Genomic DNA, 24533 nt, shown 5'->3' with positions numbered 1-24533 from the left:
GCTTTAAATATCTAATTTCTGTAGTTTACCGAACTCAAGCGAGTCGATCAGGGCAGCCAGGGCTTCTTCCTTGCCCTCCAAACCATACCTGTCCAGGTTCTTGAGCGGACGGTCGGCTCTGAAGTAGGCTATCAACACAAAATTCTCATCGCGGAGCTGTATGTAGTCCGGAATTTTGGCCTTGCCCTTTACTTTGATGATATACATCTTTTGGAATGAGTAATTAATAATGATTAATGAGTAAGAGGCGCATTTTGATGCATTACTCAATAATCATTACTCATCAATAATTATTTATTCCCTTTTGCGTGATCTGACAGGAATTTCTCCAGGCCAATATCAGTCAGCGGGTGCTTCAGCAGTCCTGTGATCACGTTCAGCGGGCAGGTTACCACATCGGCTCCTACCTCGGCGCACTGCACCAGGTGTATTACATGGCGCACCGAAGCCGCCAGCACCTGCGTCTGGTAACCGTAGTTGCCGTAAATGTGCACAATCTGGTCAATCAGCTGCATGCCTTCCGTGGAAACATCATCCAGGCGACCAATAAACGGCGACACGTAGGTGGCACCGGCTTTGGCGGCAAGTATCGCCTGGCCCGCAGAGAAAACAAGCGTACAGTTGGTTTTAATGCCCTTTTCGCTGAAGTAGCGGATCGCTTTCACGCCGTCGCGGATCATGGGAACCTTCACCACGATGTTGGGGTGCAGCTCGGCCAGGAACTCTCCTTCGCGAATAATCCCTTCATAATCCGTCGCAATTACCTCGGCACTGATGTCGCCGTCTACGATTTCGCAGATTTTCTTGTAGTGCGCAATGATGTTGTCGTGGCCCGTAATGCCTTCTTTGGCCATCAGCGAGGGGTTGGTAGTTACACCATCCAGCACGCCCAGGTCATGTGCCTCCTTAATTTCATCCAGGTTGGCTGTATCGATAAAGAATTTCATAGTTCCAGATACTATATGTTATACTTACAAAGCTAAAGTATTAATCCAGAATCCGGAAAGAAATGTGTGAAATTTGCGGGGATGCAATGCTTGAGGTAGGGGCAAAAAAAAGTGGCAAACCAACATCGCGCCGCTTCAACCACCTACCCTTGCTACCTTCCGGTCCTGGGGGAGTTCAGCGGGAGCTGGCCGTGCCGATTTGCCGTTACAAAAGTACGAAGAATATCCTCAAGTGCAAGCAGGAAGTATAAAAAATAAGTAGCAAAGGCTGGTTTAATGGGGATGCCACTGATGGTGAAAGGGTTAAAAGTTGTCTGGATCAGGATTTTCAGGATTAGAGGATGAGCGGGATTGGAAGTTCCAGGTTCAACCACCCTTACCCCTACTTGGATAAGGCTACTATTAGGACACAAATCCTTTGCTGCTTCAAGTTTTCAACTTGGAGCTATTATGGGGCCAGTTTTCAACTGGCGAAACTATAAAATGCCAGTTGTACGTTCGCTCGCGGGTTGAGAACAGGCCTCATCGGTGCTCCGGACCTGAAGCCTAAAGTATAGAAATGTCGCTGCTATACTGGTGTCCTAAGCGTAGCCCTTAAGAACCGGGGAGAGCGTTTTGTAGTACCGGGTCCAACCACCCCTAACCCCTCCTTATCCAAGGCGGGGAATCTGTACTTACTTTGGCTGAAGTATAAGCATTGTAGCTGCTATCCCTCCTACAAAGTATAAACCCACCCCAGCCCCTCCGAGGAGGGGAATTCTCAGGCGATTAACATCCCCCTACCCCCTTCAAAGGGGGACTTTGGCTGAAGCTACGTCAGCAGGAGCTATCAACCTTATCCCAGCCTTTGGGTTGAGCGCCTTGTAGATTTCCGGTGCCCACTAAGGGCATTGCGACCAAAGGGCAGCAAAGGAAATGTAGACAGCGCGATGCCCGAAGGCGAGGCCTCCCGGCCTGGGAGGGCACCAAAGCCAGAAATGAAACAATAGCTTAAGTAAGCCTGGAGGAGGAACCGTAGCTAGTAAGGATAGCTTGGTTCAAATGGAAGGAAGCAGCAACTATGAAAGTATAGCCGCAAAGTATAAAAGTATAGGAAGTATTAAATATGGTTTTTATGCCAGTCGAGTTACAAACTTGACTCTATAGTTAGGCACGGGTTGCAAACCCGCGCCAGCGGTAGTATAAAGTGTTAGCCAGCAAGTATAAAGTATAGACATAGTATAAAGTACAGCTAGTACAGTTCCGCACATAGAGCCTACGCTAGAACTTGTATACCGAATAATATGAGTATACATCCCTTTTAAACCACCCCAACAGAGTAAACATCAAAATAAATTGCCTAATACCCCCAAACTACCTTACCTTTGCACATGCCAGAAAAAATTCTCATCCTCGATTTTGGTTCGCAATACACCCAGCTAATTGCCAGAAGGGTTCGCGAGCTTAATGTGTACTGTGAGATTCATCCGTATAACCATATTCCGGAGATCACAGACGAAGTAAAAGGCGTAATTCTGTCGGGCAGCCCCTGCTCGGTACGCGATGCCGAACATCCCACTATCAATTTGGATCAATTCCTGGGCAAGTTCCCGGTACTGGGCGTTTGCTACGGTGCCCAGCTGATCGCGCACGAGCGCGGCGGCGAGGTGACGCCTTCCACCATCCGGGAGTATGGCCGCGCCCGCCTGAGCGAGCTGCACAACCACGACCGCCTGCTGAAAGAACTCACCTTGGGTTCCGTGGTGTGGATGTCGCACGGCGATACAATCAAGGAGATTCCGGCTAATTTTGAGGTAATTGCCAGCACCGAAAGCGTACGTGTGGCGGCTTACAAACTCAAAGACCAGGAGACATACGGTATCCAGTTTCACCCGGAGGTAACACACTCCGAGGAAGGCAAGGCCCTGCTCCGCAACTTCGTGGTGCACATTTGCGGCTGCGCCCAGGACTGGACATCTGAGCAATTCATAGACTCCACCGTGGCCGAGCTGAAAGCACAGTTGGGCAACGACAAAGTGGTACTCGGCCTTTCCGGCGGCGTGGACTCCAGCGTGGCGGCCATGCTGATTCACCAGGCCATTGGAAAGAATTTATACTGTATCTTTGTAGACAACGGCCTGCTACGCAAAGACGAGTTTGAGACCGTACTGGACTCTTACAAGCACATGGGCCTGAACGTGAAAGGCGTGGACGCGAAAGATAAGTTCTACAGCGCCCTTGCCGGTCTCACCGACCCGGAGCAGAAGCGCAAGGCCATCGGCCGCGTGTTTATCGAGGTGTTCGACGAGGAGGCGCATCAGATTGAGGACGTGAAGTGGTTGGCCCAGGGCACCATTTACCCGGACGTAATCGAGTCGGTAAGCGTGAAAGGCCCTTCTGCCACCATCAAATCGCACCACAACGTGGGTGGCTTGCCGGACTTCATGAAACTGAAAGTGGTAGAGCCGCTGAAAACACTATTTAAAGACGAGGTGCGTTTGGTAGGCAAAGCGCTGCACATCGACGACATCATCATCGGCCGCCATCCGTTCCCGGGTCCTGGCCTGGCCATTCGTATCCTGGGCGATATCACGCCAGAGAAAGTGCACGTGCTGCAGCAGGTAGACCATATCTTCATCAGCAACCTGAAAAAGTCCGGGCTCTATGACGAAGTATGGCAGGCAGGCGCAATCCTGACGCCGGTGCAGTCGGTAGGTGTGATGGGCGATGAGCGTACGTACGAAAACGTTGTGGCCCTGCGCGCCGTGACCAGCGTAGACGGCATGACCGCCGATTGGAGCCGTTTGCCGTATGAGTTTCTGGCCGATGTATCGAACGAAATTATTAACAAAGTAAAAGGCGTAAACCGCGTTGTTTACGATATCAGCTCTAAACCACCGGCCACTATCGAGTGGGAATAAGTATAAAGGAATGAATTTTGAATGAGTGATTGAGTGAATAAGAAGTATCCAACTTTGTTCACTCAATCACTCATTCGCATGTTCAAATCAACCCAAAGTATGAATAAAAGCTTCTGTAAGAAGATGGCAGGCCTCGCGCTGCTGAGTGCCCTGAGCCTTCCGACGCTGGCCCAGACCCAGGACCCGGCCACTACCTATGGCAACGGCAAAGTACTGCTGCAGCAACAGCGCTACGACCAGGCCATGGCTGAGCTAAAGCCCCTTGCATCTCAAAACGGCAGTTATGCTGCGGAGGCTTCTTATTTATATGCGCTGGCTGCACTCAAGTCGGGAAAGGCTGATGAGGCGTACCAGATGCTGCTACAATTGCAGAACCAGCACCCTAACTGGGGCGGCATGGCCGATGCTGACTACCTGCTGGCTAACGTGCTGTTCGAGCAGAACGATTACGAGCGCGCGCTAAGCAAACTCCAGGAGCTACAGGGGACGCCCTTAGCTAAGGATGCGGAAGGATTAAAGCGCTACTACCTCAACCGCCTGAACGACCGCCCAAAGTATGAGCAACTCATGCGCCGCTTCGGCTCTGACAGAGTGGTGGCCCAGACTTTCGCCGATAAACTGGTGGGCGGCTGGTACAAGCCCGAGGACCGCCGGATGCTGGAAAGCCTGGTGCAGGAGTTTAAACTCGACCCCAAACGCTACCTGAGCAAAGATGCGATGAAGAGTCAGGGTCTGGATGTGGCGGTGCTCCTTCCCTTCCAGCTGAAGCAAGATTACGCCACCACGGCCCGCAAAAGCCAGTTTATCACCGATATGTACGCCGGCATGCAGATGGCGCAGGATTCGCTGCAGCAGATGGGTATACACATCAACCTTTATACGTATGATGCCGGCGCCGACACCGCTACGGTAAAACGCGTACTGGACACACCCGAGATGAAAAGTATGGACCTGATCATCGGTCCGGTTTATAAGACAACAGCCAGGGTGGCGGCGCGTTTCGGGGCGCAACATAACATCAACGTCATCAACCCGCTTACACAGGACCTGGAGATGGCTGCCGGGAACAGCAATGTATTCTTGTTTGAGTCGTCGGTGGCTACGCAGGCCCGTCAGGCAGCTACGTATGCCTACCAAAATTTCTCTCCGAAAACAGCGGTTATACTTTACGAGAACACGAAAGACGACACCACCTACGCCAACAACTATCGCCGGCAGTTCCAGAAACTGGGTGGTAAAGTAACAGTATTCAAGCGCATCAACCCGGCGGAGGCAGCGGCTACGGCTACCGCGTTCCGCTCGCTGAGCCTGCAGGGCGTGGGCCACATGGCAGTTTTCTCCGGCAAAATGACGGCGGCCATGAACGCCACCAGCCTCCTGCAAAGCAAGGCCCCTGAGCTGCCGCTGATCACCTACGACAGTTGGTTGGATATTAACCAAATCACCCTGCAGCAGCTCGATTACCTGCAGGTATACTTCATCAGCCCGAAATATGTAAACAAACAAAACTCCCTGAACAAGAGCTTCCTTGAAAAGTATAGCCGCAAGTATAACTTGCCCCCATCGCCATACGCGTACGCGGGCTACGAGATGCTCTTTTACTTCGGGCAGCTCCTGCACCAGTACGGACCGCAGTTTAACGGGCAGCTAGCTACAAGCGGCCTGAAGCCCGGCGTGTTCTACAGCGGCGTGGGCTACACCGACCAGAGCCAGCGCGGGCAGGTACAGCCGGATAACCAGTATGTGCCTATCCTGAAGCTCGAAAACCTCGAACTAACGGTGGTAAACCCGGTTCTTTAAGCAAGATCAACATTTAAAATATTAGACTAATGGTACAAGCACCTATAAGCAACGAGCTTTTCCTTCGTGCGCAAAAGAGTATACCGGGCGGCGTTAACTCCCCTGTCCGTGCTTTCAGGGCCGTGGGTGGCAACCCACGCTTTATGGTCTCGGCCAAGGGCCCTTACATGTACGACGAGGACGGCAACCGCTACATCGACCTGATAAACTCCTGGGGCCCAATGATTCTGGGCCATGCGGCAGAAGTGGTGAACGAGGCGGTGATGCAGGCAATCCCAAATTCGCTTTCCTTTGGCGCCCCTACCCGCAAGGAGGTGGAGATTGCCGAGCTCATCGTGAGCATGATGCCAAGCATAGAAAAGGTGCGCATGGTGAACTCGGGCACGGAGGCTACCATGTCGGCCATCCGCGTGGCGCGCGGCTTTACGGGGCGCGACAAGATCATCAAGTTTGAGGGCTGCTACCACGGCCACGGCGACTCTTTCCTGATTGCTGCGGGCAGCGGTGCCATTACGCTGGGCGTGCCCGATAGTCCCGGCGTAACCAAAGGCACTGCCAACGATACCCTGACGGCCCCTTTCAACAACCTGGAGGCTGTACAAACTCTCGTGGACGCCAACAAAGGCCAGGTAGCCGCTATCATCCTGGAGCCGGTGGCCGGTAACATGGGCCTGGTGCCCCCTGCTGAAGGCTTCCTGCAGGGCCTGCGTACCCTTTGCGACAAAGAGGGCATTGTGCTGATATTTGACGAAGTAATGACCGGTTTCCGCCTGGCAGCCGGTGGCGCCCAGCAGCTGTTTGGTGTGACGCCAGACCTGAGCACGATGGGCAAGATCATCGGGGGTGGTATGCCAGTGGGCGCATACGGCGGAAGGCAGGAAATCATGGATTATGTGGCACCGGCCGGGCCGGTTTACCAGGCAGGCACCCTGTCCGGTAACCCGATTGCGATGGCAGCGGGTATGGCTATGCTTACCTACCTGAAAGAGCACCCGGAAGTATACACGCAACTGGAGCAAGTGACCGGTAAAATGGTGGCGGGCATGCAGCAGAACATGCAGAAGCTAGGCGTCAACTACACCATCAACCGTGTGGGCTCCATGTTCAGCATCTTCTTTACCGATAAGCCGGTGTATGATTTTGAGTCTGCCAAAACCTCGGATACGGCTTTGTTTGGCCGCTACTTTAACGGCATGCTGCAGCGAGGCGTGTACCTGGCACCGTCACAATACGAGGCGCTGTTCGTGTCCACAGCCATCACCGACGAGCTGGCCGAGCAGTATGTGAAAGCTAACTTCCAGGCGCTACAGGAAGCCCTGAACGGGTAACAAATCCTACGTAAGATGCGCTGATTTTATACTTTTGCCGGGTGCGGTAGAAGTATAAAATCAGCGCATTTTTTGTTATCTTTAATTTACCTGTGATTTAATCAGCGGTTCTCCTTACTTTTACATTCCTAAAATACCCACCAACATGATTTTATCAGACAAGCAGATACTGGAGGAAATGGAGAAGGGCACCATCCTGGTAGAGCCTTTTGACCGCTCCTGCCTCGGCACCAACTCTTACGACGTGCACCTGGGCCGTTACCTGGCCTGCTACGTAGACGAAGTACTGGACGCGCGCAAACACAACCAGATAGAGGTTTTTGAGATTCCGGAGGAAGGCTACGTGCTGGAGCCCGGCAGATTATACCTGGGCGTAACGCTGGAGTACACCGAAACGCATGCGCACGTGCCGTTCCTGGAGGGCAAATCAAGTGTGGGCCGCCTGGGCATCGACATTCACGCCACGGCCGGTAAGGGCGACGTTGGCTTTTGCAACACCTGGACGCTGGAGATCTCCGTTTCTCAGAAAGTGCGCATCTACTACGGCATGCCCATTGGCCAGCTTATCTACTTCGAGGTAAAAGGAGGTATAGAGAACTACTACAACAAGAAGCAAAACGCCAAGTATAATCACCGCACCATCACCCCTGTGGAGTCGATGATGTGGATGAACGAGTGGTAGTATAACTTTTTGATATACAGCAACAAAAGCCCGTTTAAGTTAGCTTAAGCGGGCTTTTGGCATGATATATGCACCTTATAAACCATAAAATAAACAGGCAATAAGCGGAATTTTTATACCCTTGGAGCCGTTTTAAAAGTATAAGAAGAGAGAAGGTACAAGTAAAAGAATAAGATTATGAAAAAGGTATTGGTAATGATGTGCATGATGTTTGGCTGTGTGTTTGCTTCAAAAGCGACGGGAGAAAAAACTTCGAAAGAGAAGGTTTCCAAAGCTGTTGTTGCCGCCAGAGCCCAGCACTTGTCTGATCAGATGATTAAAGACCTGCGTTTAAATAATTACCAGTCAAAGAAAGTAAGAGAATTAAACATGCAGGTAGCCGAGCAAGTTTCTGCCATTGAGCAGCAGCATGCCGGTAACAAGCAGGAAATAGAGGCCCTGTGCCAGAGCGTTTATGCTGACCGTGATTTGGCACTTGAGAATGTACTGAGCACAGAGCAGTATAACCATTACTTCGGCGATAGAAAGGTATATCGCGAAGAAGACCAGAAGTTTATGGCTAGCCTGAACTACCAGGAAGATGGAAGTATAGCCGTAGTTGAGCCTGCTGGCACTAACGCCCAAGCCGGCGTAAACTAAGCAACTGCCAGCGACAAAGTATAAATAGGAACATATAACATAAAATCAGCGAAGCCGCCCATCATTTGGGCGGCTTCGCTGATTTTATACTTTTAATAAGTGGCTTACTTGCCAGCGTTCGGGTCGTTTTTCAGGCGGTCTTGCTCCACGTGCTCCATCAGCTCCTGGCAAAGCGTGCGTATCTTCTCGGCCATTACCTGGTCGCTGGTGGCAGTGGCTATACTTTGTGCCATGGCTCCCATAGTATCGATGTAGAAATACTTCATCTCATCCACTGGCATGTCTTTGGTCCAGAGGTCAATTTTCATGGTGCCCGCCTCGTCTCTGTCCCAAAGGGAGATGTTGATGGCTTTGGCAAAATGTATCTTCTCCCCTGCATCCGTAGCGCGCCAGCTAATGGCCTCCGGGATGTGATTATCGTCAAGGGCAATGCTAAAGTATATTTCAGACTTCTTCATAAGCTCAAATTTAAACTTTCTAGTATAGTGTTCTCGTAATATGCTAATAATTAATGATAGCACAAAGTTACACGATGCACCACGGATTTAAAACCATATTGCTCCTTTTTACCGTCCTCACCCTGGCCGGTTGCTCCAGCATTCCTATCGCCTCCAAGCGCGGGAAACTTCAGACGATTGCCTTTTATAACACCGAGAAACTTTTCGATACAAAAGACGACCCCGAAACAGACGACGACCCGTTTACGCCGGATGGCGAAATGGAGTGGACCGAGGAACGCTATAAGTTAAAACTGCAGAACATAGCCACCGTGATAGCCGGTATCGGCGGCAAAAACGGGCCAGACATTATCGGGCTGAGCGAGGTGGAGAACCGACAGGTAGTGGATGACTTGCTTAACACCTCTCCCCTGCGACGTAGCGGGTACAGTGTCATCCACCAGGAAATGAACGATGAGCAGGGCCTGGACCTGGCGCTCCTCTACAAACCCAGAGCTTTCAAGCCTGTTTCGGTTGAGTTCATCAAAATCAATTTCCGGGAATCCGGCTATACTTCCAGGGACATCCTGCAGGTGAAGGGCGAGTTGCAGGGAGAGCTGGTAACGATCTATGTGAATCACTGGCCAGCCCGTGGCCGCGCACGATCCAGCAAGCGGGATGATCAGCGCCTTCAGGCTGCTGCCGCCACGCTCAGGCAGGAGATCGATAAACAGCAGAAAGCCGACCCCAACGCGAAAATCATTGTTATGGGCGATTTTGATGTGGAGCCTAACGCCAGCGTACTGGAAAAAACGCTGAACGCCACCGGCCGCCCTGACCCGGCCTACCCCACAGAGTTGTTCAACACCCACTACCTCTTGTTTGTGAACGGCAGGGGCAGCTATGCCTACCAGGGCGATTTCCAGATGCTGGACCAGATCATGGTCTCCAAATCCATGATAGGCCCCAAAGAGGGCTTGGAGTACGTCAGAGGCTCCGCCAAGATCTATAACCCGGTTGCCATAAAGTATACCTTGGGCAGGTATAGAGAATCTCCCAAAGGCACCTACAGCGGCACAGTGTACAGGGGCGGCTACTCAGACCACTTCCCGGTGTTTATTCAGGTGAGGCGCAGCAGGTAGCTATCCCAGGGCAGTTGGCAACGTTATCCGGAAGGTGGTGCCTCGCTCCGCCTGGCTTTCCACCTCGATAATACCTTGCTGCAGTTCCACAAGCTTGCGTGTGATGCTTAGGCCAAGCCCGACAGACTGCTCTCCCCGTACCCCCTTGCGGCCCGCCTTGGAGAAAGGCTCGAACAAGTAGGGTTTGATGTCCTCCGGGATGCCGATGCCATCGTCCGAAACATTCAACAGCACCTTCTTGTCCTGCTTCGACAAGTGAAGTTTTATACTTCCCTTCTCCTGGGTGAACTTCACCGCATTGGAGATCAGGTTATCCAGAATCCGCCTGAACTTCTCAGGATCTATTTCGGCTATGATACTCTCGTCGGTTTGCTGGACAAGGAAGTGCCGGGTTTCCTTCAGTTTTAAGCTCCATTCCTTTTCAATGTCCAGCAAAAGGCTGCTCAGGTCAGTTGGCTCCAGCACGCATGCTTCCTCCTGCTCCAGCCTGGCCATATCCAGCAACTCGGTGATGATGCTTTTGGCGCTCTGGCAACTCTTCAGGATCATCTCATAGAAGCGCTGCTGCTGTTCGGCGGGCATGCTCTTGCTCTGCAGCATCTTGGCCATCATTTCTATGTTCGCGTAAGGCCCCCTTAAGTCGTGCGCTACGATGCCGAGTATGTTGGTCTTCGCTTTACTCAGCTTCTGCAGTTCCGCGTTCTTTTGCTCAATCTGCTGCAGCTGGATGAAGTGATTGAGCCTGAAACTATAGTTCAGCCTGCTGATCAGAAAGAAGAAGAGCACCAGGAAGACGGAGCCTGTCTGGTTCATGATAAGACGGTCAGTGGGCAGGTCAAGAAATGTTACCCCTAGCGCAAAGGTAGCCTCTACCAATATGGCTAACAGTAGCAACTCCTTCAGTTCAAAAACAAAAAGGGTAGCTACCAATGCCAGGCCCAGCAGGTACATGGTCATGTTATTCATGGGGTTGCCTTGCACGGCCACCGACATGAGCAGGCAGGTGATGGCGAACACAAAAGCGTAGCCCAGGCAGAGGAAACGGTATGCGTGCTGTTGCTCCTCTCCTACCCGCTTCTTCCGGAGCCACCAGGACGCCAGGAACACCGCCAGCCCTGCCCCCGCATAGCTATAGTAAGCCACCCTGTACAAGGCAGCGCCCTTAAAATAAGCGGCGTAGTTGAAGAGGACGTCACTGACCAGCACCAGCACGGCTATCAGAAGCCATATTCTGGAGAGCAAGTGCAGAGACTTCACATTGAAGGGAGAATAGTACTGCCGGAACCCAGCCCGGTACGCTTCAGGAGCAGCTTGGTAGAAGTATAGCCTCATAGGCACAAATAAAAGCGCCTCAAATATAAGCTGTTACAACAAAAGTATAACTATACTGCAGTTATTTAATTTAGAGGCCAATTGCACCAAAATATCTGAAACAAAACAGGCGGGCCATCACGACCCGCCTGTGCTGTATCAATAAGTATACTTATACTTTTTATACGTAGTTGTTGAGCATTACCGGCATCACCAGCATCAGTACATCCTCTGCCTCTTCGTTCACGATCGGCATCAGCAAACCAGCGCGGTTTGGTGTCGAAAGCTCAAAGGTAATCTCGTCGGAGTCGATGTTGTTGAGCATCTCCATCAGGAACTTGGCATTGAAGCCGATCTCCATATCCTCGCCATCGTACTGGCAGGTCAGGCGCTCATTCGCTTCGTTTGAGAAGTCCAAGTCTTCGGCAGACACCTGCAACTCGGAGCCGGAAAGCTTCAGGCGGATTTGGTGTGTTGTCTTGTTAGAGTAAATGGAGATACGCTTCACAGAGCTCAGCAGGTCTGTGCGGTCGATCACCAGCTTGTTCGGGTTCTTTACCGGAATCACGTTCTCATAGTCCGGATAGCGCTCGTCAATCAGGCGGCAAATCATGCGGATGTTGTCGAAGCTGAAGAAAGCGTTAGACTGGTTGAACTCCATGCGCACGGCGGTAGCCTCAGAAGGCAGCGTGGACTTGAGCAGCGTGAAGGCCTTGCGAGGCACGATGATAGAGGCCTCCTGGTTGGTGCCTACATCGGTACGGCGATAGCGCAGCAGGCGGTGTCCGTCGGTCGCCACAAACGTCACGTTCTCTTTGCGCAGCTGCACAAAGATACCGGTCATGGCAGGGCGCAGCTCATCGTTGCTAACCGCAAAGATGGTTTTGTTGATGGCTCTGGCCAGGGCATTGGAGGGAATCTCGATGGCGTTCCCGCCCTGAACCACCGGCACACGCGGGAAATCTGTGGCGTTCTCGCCGGAAAGTTTATAGCGGCCGTTAGAGGAGCTAATCTCAATGGTATACGTTTCCTCGTCGATGGTGAAGGTCACCGGCTGGTCCGGCAGGTTCTTCAGCGTTTCCAGCAGGATTCTGGCAGGGGCGGCGATACGGCCGTTTTCCTTCGCCTCAACCGGCAGCTGCGTGATCATGGATGTTTCCAGGTCGCTGGCTGTGATGGTGAGGGTGCTGTTATTGATTTCGAACAGGAAGTTCTCCAGGATGGGTACCACCGGGTTGTTGGTGACCACTCCGTTTATGCTGGCAAGCTGCTTCAGAAGAGCAGATGAAGAGACGATGAATTTCATTACGTATACCTATAATGTTATTTAGGCAAAGTTAAAAATATTTCGTTTTTATCCTAAGCCTTTTGCGAGTGCTTTTTCGTGGCTGGCTGTGTTATAGCCAGATAATTTCAGAACCGCTCATACTTACGCTTGCGCAGGTAATAGCGGCTAAGTCCAAACACGCCCAATAGTACGATTGGCGCCACCAGGTTGAGTAGCTGCCAGTACGTTTTCTCCTCGCGCACGCGCACTTTATCCAGTGGGCGCAGCGCAATTTCCTTACTCCTGACGTTAATCAGCCCCTCGGCATCGAGCAGGTAGTGCACGGTGTTCAGAGCCAGCTCCTTGTTGGCGAAAGTAACGTTGTTGAACCTGTCGAAACCCAGCTCATAAGCCTGCCCGGTGCGTGGGTTCACGTCGTTGCGTACCAGGTCGCCATCGGAGAAAACGGCAATCTTCGTCTCCACGCCCTGCTCCTGCACCTGGGTATTGGCCACCCCTTCCGGCGCACGTCGGTTGCGGAAGAGCGAGGTAAACTTGCCCTCCAGCAGGTAGCCTATCGGCTGCTGCCCGGCCTGGTACTGCTGCGGGTTCACCTCCATCCGCGCCTCTTCCAGCGTCAGGGGCACCGGGGCTTCCATAATTCTGGAGTAGGTGGAAGTATAAACCAGCGGCGTTTTCCGGATGCCATCGGCTTTAACGGTATCGATGGTGCTGACGAACCGGGCGTAAACAGCATCGAGGTTGCGGGTGATGGGGTGCTTGGCAAAATTATTCAGCAGCGGATAAAAGCGCCAGTTCACCATCTCCGTCTGCGGCTTATCGCCCATATAGCCGGTGACCATGGGTATGAAGCCCGAGTTCAGATCCATGATAAGGTTAGGGTTGAGGCGCACCCCGTAGCGGAACAGCAGGTCATCCAGGTTCAGGTTATAGGGCATGGCAAAGGTCCCTCCTGCCCCAATGCTGTCCATGTTGGCGTTCATAGGGTCCACAAAGAAGACTGCCTTGCCGCCTTTCATGATGAACTGATCGATTTTATACTTGTCGGCCTCGGAGAAGGCGGAGGTGGGCTTGGCTACAATGATCAGGTCGAGCGCGTCCAGCGAAGGAATCTGCGCCAGGTCGCCGCGGGCCACGCGGTAATACTGCCCCAGTGAGCCTATTAGATCCGCCACCTGCGGCTGCTCCAACTCGCCGTGCCCCTCGATGTATCCGATGATTTTGCCTCCCTGGAAAGCCAGCTTCCGGATGGCAGAGGCCAGTTCATACTCCACCCCTTCTACCGACTGGTTCAGGCGCTCGTCTGAGGAGGCCGCCAGGTTGCCCTTCAGCAGGTTAACGGCCGCCTCCTTGCCGTTATACTTCACCACAGCCCCCGGAAACACCAGGCGCTCCACCTGCTTGCCATCTTCGGTGGCGCGCAGGTTGGTAGGCATAATGCCCTTCATGGCCAGCGAAGTATAAAACTCGTTTCGCTCCTCCTCGCCGCTAATTTGGGTGGGATCGATGAAGTTATAGCGCAGGTTGCCGCCGGCGTAGATTCGGAACTCGTCCAGCGTCTCGCGCACCGACTGCTGCAGCCGCTTAAAACCCGCCGGAAAGTCGCCTTCCAGGTATACATCCACCACCACTTCCTGCTGCAGGTCGCCCAGCATTTGCTTAGTCACAGGGGCGATGGTGTAGCGTTTGTCCTCCGTCAGGTCGAGGCGGAAGAAATAGCTGGAAGCAAGTATGTTCAGCAGTATAATCCCCGCCACCGAGGCCAGAAAAACCAGAATGTCGCGGCCGCGCTTGCTCTTGTTCTGCTCCGTTACCATTTTCTGCTCCTCAACACAAGTTTAGTGGCCAACACCATGATCGCAATCACGCTCAGAAAGTATAATACATCCCTGGAGTCGACCAGGCCCTTGCTGATGGCGGCATAGTGGTACGAAATGCCTAGCTGGCTGATAAAGTACTCGTAACTCCCCCACACAGGAATGGAAGCGATTAGATCAAACCCTGTGTAGATGATGTAGCACAGAAACACGGCAATCACGAAAGAGATGATCTGGTTGTCTGATACAGCGGAGGCAAACACGCCAATGGCACAGAAAACGCCAGCCAGAAAAATCAGGCCCAGGTAAGAACCCACCACGGCGGCAGAGTCTACGTTGCCTTGCGGGTTGCCTAAAGTATAAACTGAATAATAGTATAGCAGCGTGGGCAGCAGGGCAAACAAGGCCAGCAAGAGGGCAGCGAAGTATTTGCCAAGTATAAGCTGCAGGTCGGTGATGGGCCTGGTGAGCAACAGCTCGATAGTTCCCTCGCGTTTTTCCTCGGCAAAGGTACGCATGGTAATGGCCGGTATCAGGAACAGAAACACCCAGGGTGCCATGGCAAAGAGCGTCTGCATGTCGGCAAACCCGTACTCCAGCACGCTGCTCTCCGGAAACACCCACATAAACATACCAATGGCCACCAGAAACACCGCAATCACCATGTAGGCAATCAGGGAGTTGAGGAAGCCGTTAAATTCTTTTTTTAAGATTGCGAACATCTTTTGTTAATGCGTGATGAGTAATGAGTAATGACTAATGAGTAGAGATTATTCATTACAAACTATTCATTCTTTGTGAGTTGCTGAAAAATCTGCTCCAGCGATCGCTCCTCCTGTTTTAGGCCTACCAGGGGCCAGTTGCGCTCGGCCGCGATGCGGAACACATTGGAACGCACATCGGCCTCCAGGCTGGAGCTGATGCGGTACGTATAGTTTTGCGCCAGCTCCACACGCTGTACGCCAGGTATACTTTGCAGGGCATCCAGCTCTACGGGAGCCTCAAACTCCACCAGGGTCACCTTCTCGTTTCTGGCTCCTGACTGCAGGCTGGCCACATCGCTGTTTGCCACCAGTTTGCCCCTGTTGATGATCACCACACGGTCGCAGATAGCGGCAACCTCCTGCATGATGTGCGTGGAAAAAATAACGGTTTTGTTCTGCCCGATCTGTTTGATAAGCGCGCGTATCTCCACAATCTGGTTTGGATCGAGGCCGGTGGTAGGTTCATCCAGAATAAGCACCTGCGGGTCGTGCACCAGCGCCTGCGCCAGCCCCACCCGTTGGCGGTAGCCCTTGGACAAAGCACCGATTTTCTTGCCTTGCTCCAGCGTCAGCCCGCAAAGCTCCACCATCTCCTGCACGCGAGCTTTTTTATACTTCCCCTTGAGCCCATAAACAGAGGCGACGAACTCCAGGTACTCGTGCACATACATATCCAGGTAGAGGGGGTTGTGCTCCGGCAGGTAGCCCACGTTCCGGCGCACGGCAATCGGGTCCTGCACCACATCGTGGCCGGCCACTACCACCGTGCCAGCAGAAGGCGGCAGGTAGCAGGTCGCTATCTTCATGGTCGTGGATTTACCGGCACCGTTTGGCCCCAGAAAACCCAGAATTTGCCCCTGCTCCACCGTGAATGAGATATCGTCCACGGCCCGCTGGGTACCATAAATTTTTGTAAGGTTCTTTACTTCTACAGACAAAACTTGCGAGTTAGAAAGTTAGAAAGTTTAGGAGTTAGAAAGTTAAGAACGAATAACGATTAACTATTAACGAACAACCAATAAAAGCTTAGTTCTTCTGAATTTTCCCCTTCGGCATCAGCGGGCGCACCTCGATATCCACGTGGTGGTAATTCGGGTGCGACTCCAGGGCGTGCATGATGGTAGAGGCAATGTCCTCGGGGCGCATCATGTTTTCGTTTACCGTCACGCTCTCAATCTTATCAAAGAAGTTCGTCTGCACAGAGCCCGGGTAGATGCAGGTAACCTTGATGCCATAGTTGCGCACCTCCTTGTAGAGCGAGTGGGAAATGCCCCGTACCGCATGCTTGGTGCCGCAGTAACCGGCCATCTGCTCAATGCCTGTCGTACCGGCTATGGAAGAAATGTTGATGATGTGGCCTTCCTCCAGCTCCTTCATGCCAGGCAGCACCAGGCGCGTGCAGTAGAAAATGCCGTTCACGTTTGTCTCGAACATCAGGTGCCAGTCGTCCAGGGTCGTGTCCTCAAAATAGGCAGATAAACCGAGTCCGGCGTTGTTGATCAGCACCTGCACATGCGTGCCTACACGCGCGATGGTCTGGTCAAATGCATTCTGCACCGACTCGGGGTAGCGCACATCGCACTCAAAGAAATGAAAATGCTCGTGCTGCAGATCAGGGGCTGTACGCCCCCATCCCGCCACAATAGCGCCTTTCTCCAGCAGCGCCTTCACGGTAGCCAGCCCAATGCCTTTGCTTACCCCGGTCACCACTGCCACTTTTCCTTCCAGATTCATAGTTTTATATTTTAATTTTGAATGAGCGATTGAGTGAATGAGTGAATGTATAAACTATACTTTACACTACTTACGGCTTCAGCCCTTTCGACTCGATACTATTACAATTTCAACATAGATTATAAGGAGTAACAACGGGGAGATTGCCCTTTTCGGCAAGATGAGTATAAAGTCCGCTATACTTGAGGGTTCCGTTTAAAAGAATGAAAAGCCAGAAGCTTAACATTTATACTTTCTAACCTTTTAACCTTTTAACTTTTTAACTCCAGAGACGCAAAGTATTGCGTCTCTACAACTCTCTAACTCCCCAACTCCCAAACTCCTAAACTCAAAGGTCTCCCAGCTGCGGCCTGATCAGGATTTCCTCCACCACGCTGTGCGCTGATAAAGTATAAGCACCCCACACCGACATGGCCACGTCTTCCGGTTTCATGAAACGTTCCGCAGGCAAGTCCACTCCCTCCCAGCTCGCTGTTAAGGTGGCCCCCGGAAGTATAGAGGTAACCCGTACGCTGTGCTCCTTCAGTTCCTCGCGCAGCACCTTGCTCATGCCGTATAGGGCAAACTTGGAAATACTGTAGGAACCGCCGTTGGTATAGGCCATGATACTTGCCGTAGAGCACATGTTAAAGATATGGCCGCTGCGGCGGGAAATCATGTCATGCACGAAGGCGCGGGTAATGTGGTAAGCACTGTACAGGTTGGTATTGATCATAAAAGCCAACGCCTCCTCATCTTCCTCCGTAACCTTGCCCGGGATAAAAAGTCCGCTGTTGTTTACCAGCACATCAACAGGCACATTCAGGTTGCGCACGTAAGCGATAAAGCGCTTGACGGAGTCGCGGTTGCTCAGATCCGCCTCCTGATAAAACACCTTGGAGAAAGTATACCGCTCCTCGATCTCCAGCTTTAACTTGTGCAGGTCCTTCTCCGTTCGGGAGCAGGTGATGATGTGGAAGCCCTCCTTGGCAAACTGCTCAATAATCGCCCGGCCAATGCCTTTGGTGCCCCCCGTCACTAAAATATATCTGTGCATGAGATGCTGTGATTTGTATGTTTTCTGATTTTATCCGTAATATAGGTATTTAACAGTATTTTTGTGTAATAGACGTAACATACCCCGTTTTCAAACCCTGAGCATCCTAAAATGTTGCAAGCTTTCGGAAAGTACCTTCTTTTCTTGAAGAACCTCGTCGTGCGTGGAGAGTCTCCCAAGATACTATTTAACAGAACGATGGACGAGGCCATATTGATAGGTATCAACTCCATTTTTATCGTAGCCCTTGTTTCTACCTTTATAGGCGCGGTATCTACCGTGCAGGTGTCCTACAATATGGAAAGTGCCTTTATTCCGCGCTCCACTATCGGTTTTATCGTGCGCGAGATGATCATCCTGGAACTGGCTCCAACCATCACCTCCATCGTGCTGGCCGGCAAGGTGGGTTCCAGTATCGCCGGCGGGCTGGGCACCATGCAGATTACCGAGCAGGTGGATGCCCTGGAAGTAATGGGCATTAATTCCATCTCTTACCTGGTGCTGCCCAAAATCCTGGCCGCACTGCTGGTATTCCCGATGCTGGTGATACTTGCTATGTTTCTGGGGCTGATAGGCGGCTACCTGGCCGGCACCGCCACCGGGGAGCTTACGGCACAAGAGTATATCACTGGTATTCGCATCGACTTTATACCTTATAACATCACTTTCGCGCTGATTAAGTCGGTTATTTTCGCCTTCCTGATTTCTTCCATCTCCTCTTTCAGAGGCTATTTTACCTCCGGAGGTGCCTTGGAAGTGGGTTCTGCCAGTACGGCTGCCGTAACCAACAGCGTGATTGCCGTGCTGATAGCGGACTTTGTCTGCGCCCAATTGCTGCTCTGATACGTTTATACTTTACAGGAAGGGCCATACCTTATACTTCCTCCCAATTCGCAATGCATGATCGAAATCCATAACATACATAAAAGCTTCAACGGCAAAAAGGTGCTCGATGGCGTGAGCGGCGTGTTCCAGACGGGTAAGACGAACCTGCTGCTCGGGGCAAGCGGCACCGGCAAAAGCGTGCTTCTCAAGTGCATCGTAGGCCTTATCAAACCCGACATCGGCAGCGTTACCTTCGATGGCACCTACTTCACGAACAACAAGCTGGACATCAAGCAGGAGATTCGCCGGAAGATAGGGATGCTGTTCCAGGGCTCAGCCCTGTTCGACTCCATGACGGTGGAGGAAAATGTCGCATTCCCACTGAAAATGCTTTACGACATGGACAAAGACGAGCGCCTGGACCGCGTGAACTTCTGCCTGCAGCGGGTGGGATTGGAAGGCACGAATAAGAAGATGCCCGCGGAGCTAAGCGGTGGCATGAAAAAGCGCGTGGGCATTGCCCGTGCCATCGCCCCCAAATGTACGTACCTTTTCTGCGACGAGCCCAACTCCGGCCTCGACCCGCTCACGGCCCTGAAGATAGACAGGCTGATAAAGGAGATTACGGAGGAGTATAACATCACCACCATCGTCGTGACGCACGACATGAACTCTGTGATAGAGATTGGCGACAACATCATGTTTCTGTACGAGGGCAAAAAGCTCTGGGAAGGCACCAGCGACAACATCCTGGACTCTGATGTGCCGGAGCTGAATGAGTTTATCTTCGCCAACCGCCTCATGCGCGACGCCAAGAAGGTGGAGGAGGAAGAAGAGCGGAACCGGGCCGACTAAGCCCCCGGCAAAGTATAAGAAAGCCTCCTGCAGATACTGCAGGAGGCTTTCTTATACTTTATACTTAGCTTATACTTTTAGAGCACGTACAGCATGCCGGCTACGGTGGCCGTCATCATACAGGCCAGCGAGGCACCGAGCAGCGCCAGGAAACCTAACTTGGAGAGATTCCCCTGCTGGTTGGGGGCCATACTTCCGATGCCCCCGATCTGGATGGCAATGGAGCTGAAGTTAGAGAACCCGCAAAGGGCGTAGGTAGACATGATAAGCGCCTTTTCGCTCAAGGTTCCCGCACTCTTCATATTAGCCAGGTCCAGGTAAGCCACAAACTCGTTTACGGCCGTTTTCTGCCCCAGCAAACTACCTACCTGCAACGTATCCTGCCATGGCACCCCCATGATAAAGGCAAAAATCCGGAAAATCTGGCCCAGAATATACTGGAAGGAGAACCCGTTAAACTGACCATTGGTGCTGGCTACCACAAACTCGTTCAGGCCCGTAACCGATCCCACTTTAATCAGCACATAGTTCAGCAGCGCGATTACGGCGATAAAAGCGAGCAACATCCCCCCTACGTTGGCCGCCAGTCTCAGGCCATCGGCAGCTCCGCGGCTCAGGGCATCCACCAGGTTCACGCCAAGCTGCTCCTCGTTTACTTCAAGGCTAGTGTTGATCTTGTCATGCTCGGTTTCCGGTACTAAAATCTTAGCCAGCACGATACCTGCCGGGGCGTTCATGATAGAGGCCGTAAGCAGGTGTGCCGCAAAAATAGCCTGTTGTGCCGGGTCATTTCCGCCCAGAAAAGCCACATAGGCTGCCAAAACACCCCCAGCCAGTGTGGCCATACCGCCTGTCATCAGGCACATCAGCTCTGAGCGTGTCATGCGGCTGATGAACGGGCGCACCAGCAGCGGCGCCTCGGTCTGCCCCAGAAAGATGTTGCCGGCGGCCGAGAGGCTTTCTGCACCGGACAGGCGCATGCCCTTCGACATGACCCAGGCAATGCCAAAAACGATTTTCTGAAGTATACCCAGGTAGTATAAGCCTGCCGAAACCGTGGAGAAGAAAATGATGGTGGGAAGTACGGAGAAAGCAAAGATGAAACCCAGTCCGCCGTTATTGGCAGGGTTGGCCAGGTTGCCGAACAAGAACTCGGCGCCGGCCTGCGAGAAGCTGAGCAGCTTTACAAAGAGCTTGCTCACAAAAGCGAAGGCGTCTGCCACAATTGGCACCTGCGTTACCAGCACCCCGAACAGGATTTGCAGGAAAAGGCCAAAGCCCACTAGTTTCCAGTCAATGGCTCTTCGGTTCCTGGAAAAAAGGAAAGCAATGCCCACCAGCACCAGCAGACCACCGGCGCCTCTAAGAATATCGTACATTGATATTTGGTTGAAAGAGAAAAACGGCCAAAATTAAGTCGAATATCTTTTAAAACAAAAAGGTTCGGCACCACCGGGCGCCGAACCTTCTGATTTTATTTATACAGGAAATTAGTTTCGCTTATTCAGCTCATCCCGAATCTTGGCAGCTCTCTCGTAGTCCTCCTTTTCGAGGGCATCGTTCAGCATTTTGTTCAGTTCATCCACCGAGGTTTGGCTCAGCGATTCTTTGGCACCAGAGCTGGAAGCAGAGGTACTAGTGCTCTTTACCGCCATCTCATCGCTTTCCTCTTCCTCCTCTTCCAAATCGCTCAGAATGATTCCAGCCTCCGATAGCACGCTCTCCACCGTGTAAATCGGCACGCCGAAACGCAGGCCGATGGCGATGGCGTCGGACGGACGGGCATCCAGCTCAAATTCCCGGGTGCCGTTGGTGCATACTATCTTGGAGTAGAATACCCCTTCTTTCAAATCCGAAATAAGGATCTCCGTTACCCTGACGTCCATCTCCTCAGCAAACGTTTTAAACAAGTCGTGTGTGAGCGGGCGGTTTGGGTTTATCTTCTCTATCTGAATAGCAATGGACTGCGCCTCGAACATGCCGATGATGATGGGCAGCCTCCTGTTTCCCTCTTTCTCGCCGAGCACCAGCGCAAACGACCCCGTCTGCGACTGGCTGGAAGAAAGGCCGAGTATCTCTAACTGAATTTTATCCACAGTTTCTCCTTCTAAAGTCTATTTGTCTAAAGCCCTGGCGGCTTCTATTAATTTAGGAACGACCTCAAACGCATCGCCCACGATGCCATAATCAGCGGCTTTGAAGAACGGCGCTTCAGGATCCTTATTAATAACGACAATCACTTTAGAAGAGTTAACCCCGGCCAGGTGCTGGATAGCCCCGGAAATACCGATGGCAATGTACAAATTCGGGCTAACGGTAATACCGGTCTGTCCCACATGCTCGTGGTGCGGTCTCCAGTCCAGGTCAGAAACCGGCTTGGAGCAGGCCGTGGCAGCGCCCAGCGCTTTTGCCAGATCCTCCACCAGGTGCCAGTTCTCCGGGCCCTTCAGTCCGCGGCCCCCGGATACCACAATCTCCGCCTCCTGCAGCAGTACGCCGCCTTCGGTATCCTGCATAACGGTTTCCTTAGGTGCAGCGGCAAAGTCAGCATCCGAAAGCTCAGCAGAAAGCTTCTCTACCATAGCTGTGTTACCGGCAGCCTGGGTGATTTCGAAAGCGTTTTTCTTCACGGCGATGATTTTCACATCTCCCGCCAGGTTCACATCGGCAAAGGCTTTGCCGGAGAACACCCCGCGCGTTACCACAAACTGGCCACCATCGGTTTTAGGAAGCGAGGTAACGTTGGTTGCCAGCGCACCGTTCAGGCGAACTGCCAGTTTAGCGCCAACTGCAGCGCCGATGTTGGAGTTAGAGAACACCAGCACCTTGGCGTTTTCCTGCTGCGCGGCTTTGGCGATTACTTTTACATAGGCATCGGCCACAAACTGGTTCAGGCGGCTGTCAGCGTCGTAGAGCACTTTGCTGATGCCCTGCTCGCCCAATCGGGCCAGCGCTTCTTCATGCACCTCGCCGATGGCAACGGCTGTGGCTGTGGTGCCCAGCTGCTGTGCCACCTGGCTTCCGTATGATGCAGCCTCCAAAGAGGACTTTTTGATCTCTCCGTTAAGACCTTCTACAAATACTAATACTGACATGGTTATAGTACTTTAGCTTCGTTTCTCAATAGTGTAATTAGTTCTCCGGCGTTCTCAGGGTCAATCATCTTCACGCCGCCTTTTTTCTCCGGCTTGCTGTAGCCTACGTACTCGGCCTTGGCCTCGGCGCCTACCGGCTCCTTCACTGCCAACGGCTTGGTGCGGGCCGTCATGATGCCGCGCATGTTCGGTATTCTTGGCTCCGACATAGGCTGCTGCGCGCTGGCTACGAATGGCAGCTTCACTTCCACCACTTCTTTGCCACCCTCAATCTCGCGCTCCAGGCGGGCTGTGGAATCATCCAGCATATCGAGTTTGAATGCAGGAACTACCGAAGGAATGCCGAGCAGCTCGCCCACCATGCCATGCACCTGCGAGCCGTTGTAGTCAATCGACTCCTTGCCCATCAGGATCATGTCGTAGTTACCCTCTTTGGCAACGGCAGCGATTTGCTGCGCCACGAAGAAAGCATCTACCGGTTTCGCGTTCACGCGGATGGCATCGTCTGCACCAATGGCAAGCGCCTTGCGGATGTTCGGTTCAGCGTCGGCCTCCCCTACGTTTAATACAGTTACAGTGCCGCCCTTGGCCTCTTTCAGCTCAATGGCGCGGGTCAGTGCGTACTCATCCCAAGGGTTGATGACATACTGCACCCCGTTTTTGTCAAATTCTTTATTATCAGCCGTAAAGTTTATCTTGGATGTAGTATCCGGTACGTTACTGATACAAACTAATATTTTCATGGTTAGAAATGTTAGCTTTTAAAATTTAGATTTGTGCGAAGTTAATAAAATATAGGCAATACGAAATGAACGAAAGCAGATTAGCGCAGCTCTTTAAATTCCTGGAAGACGACCCGAACGACGCATTTACGCTATACGCCATCGCCACCGAATACCGTAAGGAAAACCCGCAGAAAGCGCTGGGATATTACGAGAAGCTGCTGCGCGAACACGAGAGCTACGTGGGCACCTATTATCACGCTGCCAAGCTATACGAGGAGCTGGGCCAAAACGATGTAGCCGAGCAAACTTATAAGAAAGGGATGCTCATCAGCCGCCGCGAGGGCAACATGCACGCTTTCTCGGAACTGCAGCAGGCCTACAACAAAATGATGGGCCTGGACTACGAGGACGATTAACCGGCTGTTCATCTCCCCGAACCGCTTGCATCAAAAATAGTATGCATGCAGCATATTTGCAAGTATACTTTATACCTGGTGCTGCGGTTTCGGTTTATTTTCTAACAGCTATTGGTAGGAATGGTTTAGAGGTGGGCAATGTCGGTGAGGATCAACTTAGAGGTTTGTATAAACGGGATTAGCGGATGCTGCGGCTTTACACTTTAGCTGCTGTTTTTTGCAGATTGGAACGAGTTATACTTTTGTATTTACCTGCTTATACTTACCTAGCCACTGCTTACTAGAACTTGACACAAGCTATTCTTACTAGCCCCCGTTCAACCTCCAGCCATACATAAGCTACTGTTGCATCTCTAGCTTTGGTGCCCTCCTAGGCCGGGAGGCCTCGCCTTCGGGCATCGCGCTGTGTTCCCTCCTGCCTCCGCTGCGCTACGGCTGCCCTTAGCGGGCACCGGATCTCACAAGGCGCTCAACCCAAAGGCTGGGATAAAATCGATAGCTTTTGCTTATGCAACTTCAACCAAGGTCCCCCTTCGAAGGGGGTAGAGGGATGTTAATCGCCTGAGGGTAGTTCCCCTCTTGGGAGGGGCTGGGGTGGGTTACTCTTTGTAGGGACAGGTCGCGACCTGTCCGCTGTGAGGACATCAGCTATGAAACTTATACTACAGCCAAAGTAGCTACAAATTCCCCGCCTTAGCCAAGAAGGGGTTAGGGGTGGTTGGACTAGGTCATGCAACCCCTCCCAGGGCAAGGCAAGAGTAGTTAGGGCAGGAAGCGCTGAAAAGCCCGGTT

23 protein-coding genes and 1 other RNA gene are annotated in these 24533 nt (G+C 52.3%); 9 read left to right on the top strand and 15 right to left on the bottom strand.

Annotation, left to right across the window (positions count from 1 at the left end; genetic code table 11):
* Window positions 1-3: 3 nt before the first annotated feature.
* The 3 genes from C8N40_RS06630 to ffs form a co-directional block, all read right to left on the bottom strand.
* Window positions 4-207, bottom strand: coding sequence for a fructose-6-phosphate aldolase (locus C8N40_RS06630; RefSeq protein WP_092103929.1), 204 nt, complete (start codon window positions 205-207; stop codon window positions 4-6).
* Window positions 208-290: 83 nt separating this feature from the next.
* Window positions 291-947 (bottom strand): fructose-6-phosphate aldolase, encoded by a 657-nt coding sequence (gene fsa / locus C8N40_RS06625; protein ID WP_108211016.1) that lies wholly within the window; start codon window positions 945-947, stop codon window positions 291-293.
* Window positions 948-1055: 108 nt separating this feature from the next.
* An RNA gene (gene ffs, locus C8N40_RS06620) (signal recognition particle sRNA small type) lies at window positions 1056-1153 on the bottom strand.
* Between the two features lie 1164 nt (window positions 1154-2317).
* Here ffs and guaA point away from each other — a divergent pair.
* From guaA to C8N40_RS06595, 5 genes are all read left to right on the top strand, one after another.
* Entirely contained in the window at window positions 2318-3847 is a 1530-nt protein-coding gene (gene guaA / locus C8N40_RS06615; RefSeq protein ID WP_108211015.1) for a glutamine-hydrolyzing GMP synthase, read from the top strand.
* Window positions 3848-3946: 99 nt separating this feature from the next.
* Window positions 3947-5647 carry an ABC transporter substrate-binding protein gene (locus tag C8N40_RS06610; protein ID WP_245905023.1) on the top strand — a complete coding sequence of 567 codons (1701 nt, stop codon included), beginning with the start codon at window positions 3947-3949 and terminating at the stop codon, window positions 5645-5647.
* A 29-nt stretch (window positions 5648-5676) separates the two neighbouring features.
* Window positions 5677-6975, top strand: coding sequence for a glutamate-1-semialdehyde 2,1-aminomutase (gene hemL / locus C8N40_RS06605; protein WP_108211014.1), 1299 nt, complete (start codon window positions 5677-5679; stop codon window positions 6973-6975).
* 145 nt (window positions 6976-7120) lie between these two features.
* The gene (dcd, locus tag C8N40_RS06600) at window positions 7121-7657 is read left to right on the top strand and encodes a dCTP deaminase (protein ID WP_108211013.1); all 537 of its coding nucleotides are present in this window, start codon (window positions 7121-7123) and stop codon (window positions 7655-7657) included.
* A gap of 177 nt (window positions 7658-7834) precedes the next feature.
* The gene (locus C8N40_RS06595) at window positions 7835-8296 is read left to right on the top strand and encodes a hypothetical protein (RefSeq protein WP_108211012.1); all 462 of its coding nucleotides are present in this window, start codon (window positions 7835-7837) and stop codon (window positions 8294-8296) included.
* Window positions 8297-8400: 104 nt separating this feature from the next.
* Here the strand turns inward: C8N40_RS06595 and gldC are convergent, their stop codons facing one another.
* Window positions 8401-8754 (bottom strand): gliding motility protein GldC, encoded by a 354-nt coding sequence (gene gldC / locus C8N40_RS06590; protein ID WP_092103944.1) that lies wholly within the window; start codon window positions 8752-8754, stop codon window positions 8401-8403.
* 53 nt (window positions 8755-8807) lie between these two features.
* On the opposite strand from gldC, the gene C8N40_RS06585 reads away from it, so the two are divergent.
* Window positions 8808-9875, top strand: coding sequence for an endonuclease/exonuclease/phosphatase family protein (locus C8N40_RS06585; protein WP_108211011.1), 1068 nt, complete (start codon window positions 8808-8810; stop codon window positions 9873-9875).
* Here C8N40_RS06585 and C8N40_RS06580 read toward each other — a convergent pair whose 3' ends face one another.
* The 7 genes from C8N40_RS06580 to C8N40_RS06550 form a co-directional block, all read right to left on the bottom strand.
* A complete protein-coding gene (locus C8N40_RS06580; RefSeq protein WP_108211010.1) occupies window positions 9876-11207 on the bottom strand; it encodes a sensor histidine kinase in 1332 nt (443 codons plus the stop codon).
* A 160-nt stretch (window positions 11208-11367) separates the two neighbouring features.
* Window positions 11368-12492 (bottom strand): DNA polymerase III subunit beta, encoded by a 1125-nt coding sequence (dnaN, locus tag C8N40_RS06575; protein WP_092103951.1) that lies wholly within the window; start codon window positions 12490-12492, stop codon window positions 11368-11370.
* Window positions 12493-12599: 107 nt separating this feature from the next.
* Window positions 12600-14291 (bottom strand): gliding motility-associated ABC transporter substrate-binding protein GldG, encoded by a 1692-nt coding sequence (gene gldG / locus C8N40_RS06570; protein ID WP_108211009.1) that lies wholly within the window; start codon window positions 14289-14291, stop codon window positions 12600-12602.
* Window positions 14285-15013, bottom strand: coding sequence for a gliding motility-associated ABC transporter permease subunit GldF (gldF, locus tag C8N40_RS06565; RefSeq protein WP_092103955.1), 729 nt, complete (start codon window positions 15011-15013; stop codon window positions 14285-14287). The genes gldG and gldF overlap by 7 nt, the downstream gene beginning before the upstream one ends.
* Window positions 15014-15075: 62 nt before the next feature.
* Entirely contained in the window at window positions 15076-15993 is a 918-nt protein-coding gene (gene gldA, locus C8N40_RS06560) for a gliding motility-associated ABC transporter ATP-binding subunit GldA (protein WP_108211008.1), read from the bottom strand.
* 88 nt (window positions 15994-16081) lie between these two features.
* The gene (locus tag C8N40_RS06555) at window positions 16082-16789 is read right to left on the bottom strand and encodes an SDR family oxidoreductase (RefSeq protein WP_108211007.1); all 708 of its coding nucleotides are present in this window, start codon (window positions 16787-16789) and stop codon (window positions 16082-16084) included.
* A gap of 328 nt (window positions 16790-17117) precedes the next feature.
* On the bottom strand, window positions 17118-17825 hold the full coding sequence (locus C8N40_RS06550) for an SDR family oxidoreductase (protein WP_108211006.1): 708 nt from the start codon (window positions 17823-17825) through the stop codon (window positions 17118-17120).
* A 111-nt stretch (window positions 17826-17936) separates the two neighbouring features.
* Here C8N40_RS06550 and C8N40_RS06545 point away from each other — a divergent pair, with 111 nt between their 5' ends.
* Together C8N40_RS06545 and C8N40_RS06540 are read left to right on the top strand one after the other, a co-directional pair.
* On the top strand, window positions 17937-18668 hold the full coding sequence (locus C8N40_RS06545) for an MlaE family ABC transporter permease (RefSeq protein ID WP_211318056.1): 732 nt from the start codon (window positions 17937-17939) through the stop codon (window positions 18666-18668).
* A gap of 57 nt (window positions 18669-18725) precedes the next feature.
* Window positions 18726-19505 (top strand): ABC transporter ATP-binding protein, encoded by a 780-nt coding sequence (locus C8N40_RS06540; RefSeq protein ID WP_108211005.1) that lies wholly within the window; start codon window positions 18726-18728, stop codon window positions 19503-19505.
* Between the two features lie 77 nt (window positions 19506-19582).
* Here the strand turns inward: C8N40_RS06540 and C8N40_RS06535 are convergent, their stop codons facing one another.
* From C8N40_RS06535 to C8N40_RS06520, 4 genes are all read right to left on the bottom strand, one after another.
* Window positions 19583-20884, bottom strand: a complete 1302-nt coding sequence (locus C8N40_RS06535; protein WP_108211004.1) for a NupC/NupG family nucleoside CNT transporter — start codon at window positions 20882-20884, stop codon at window positions 19583-19585.
* Between the two features lie 111 nt (window positions 20885-20995).
* The gene (locus C8N40_RS06530; protein ID WP_108211003.1) at window positions 20996-21601 is read right to left on the bottom strand and encodes a bifunctional nuclease family protein; all 606 of its coding nucleotides are present in this window, start codon (window positions 21599-21601) and stop codon (window positions 20996-20998) included.
* Between the two features lie 18 nt (window positions 21602-21619).
* On the bottom strand, window positions 21620-22600 hold the full coding sequence (locus tag C8N40_RS06525) for an electron transfer flavoprotein subunit alpha/FixB family protein (protein ID WP_108211002.1): 981 nt from the start codon (window positions 22598-22600) through the stop codon (window positions 21620-21622).
* 2 nt (window positions 22601-22602) lie between these two features.
* A complete protein-coding gene (locus C8N40_RS06520; RefSeq protein WP_108211001.1) occupies window positions 22603-23343 on the bottom strand; it encodes an electron transfer flavoprotein subunit beta/FixA family protein in 741 nt (246 codons plus the stop codon).
* Between the two features lie 65 nt (window positions 23344-23408).
* Here C8N40_RS06520 and C8N40_RS06515 point away from each other — a divergent pair, with 65 nt between their 5' ends.
* Window positions 23409-23741 carry a tetratricopeptide repeat protein gene (locus tag C8N40_RS06515; protein WP_108211000.1) on the top strand — a complete coding sequence of 111 codons (333 nt, stop codon included), beginning with the start codon at window positions 23409-23411 and terminating at the stop codon, window positions 23739-23741.
* Window positions 23742-24533 lie beyond the last annotated feature (792 nt).

It is taken from the genome of Pontibacter mucosus (assembly GCF_003054055.1).
Lineage (GTDB): Bacteria > Bacteroidota > Bacteroidia > Cytophagales > Hymenobacteraceae > Pontibacter > Pontibacter mucosus.
The sequence above is the reverse complement of the archived record's forward strand: the minus strand, read 5'-3'. Positions and strand labels throughout refer to the sequence as shown.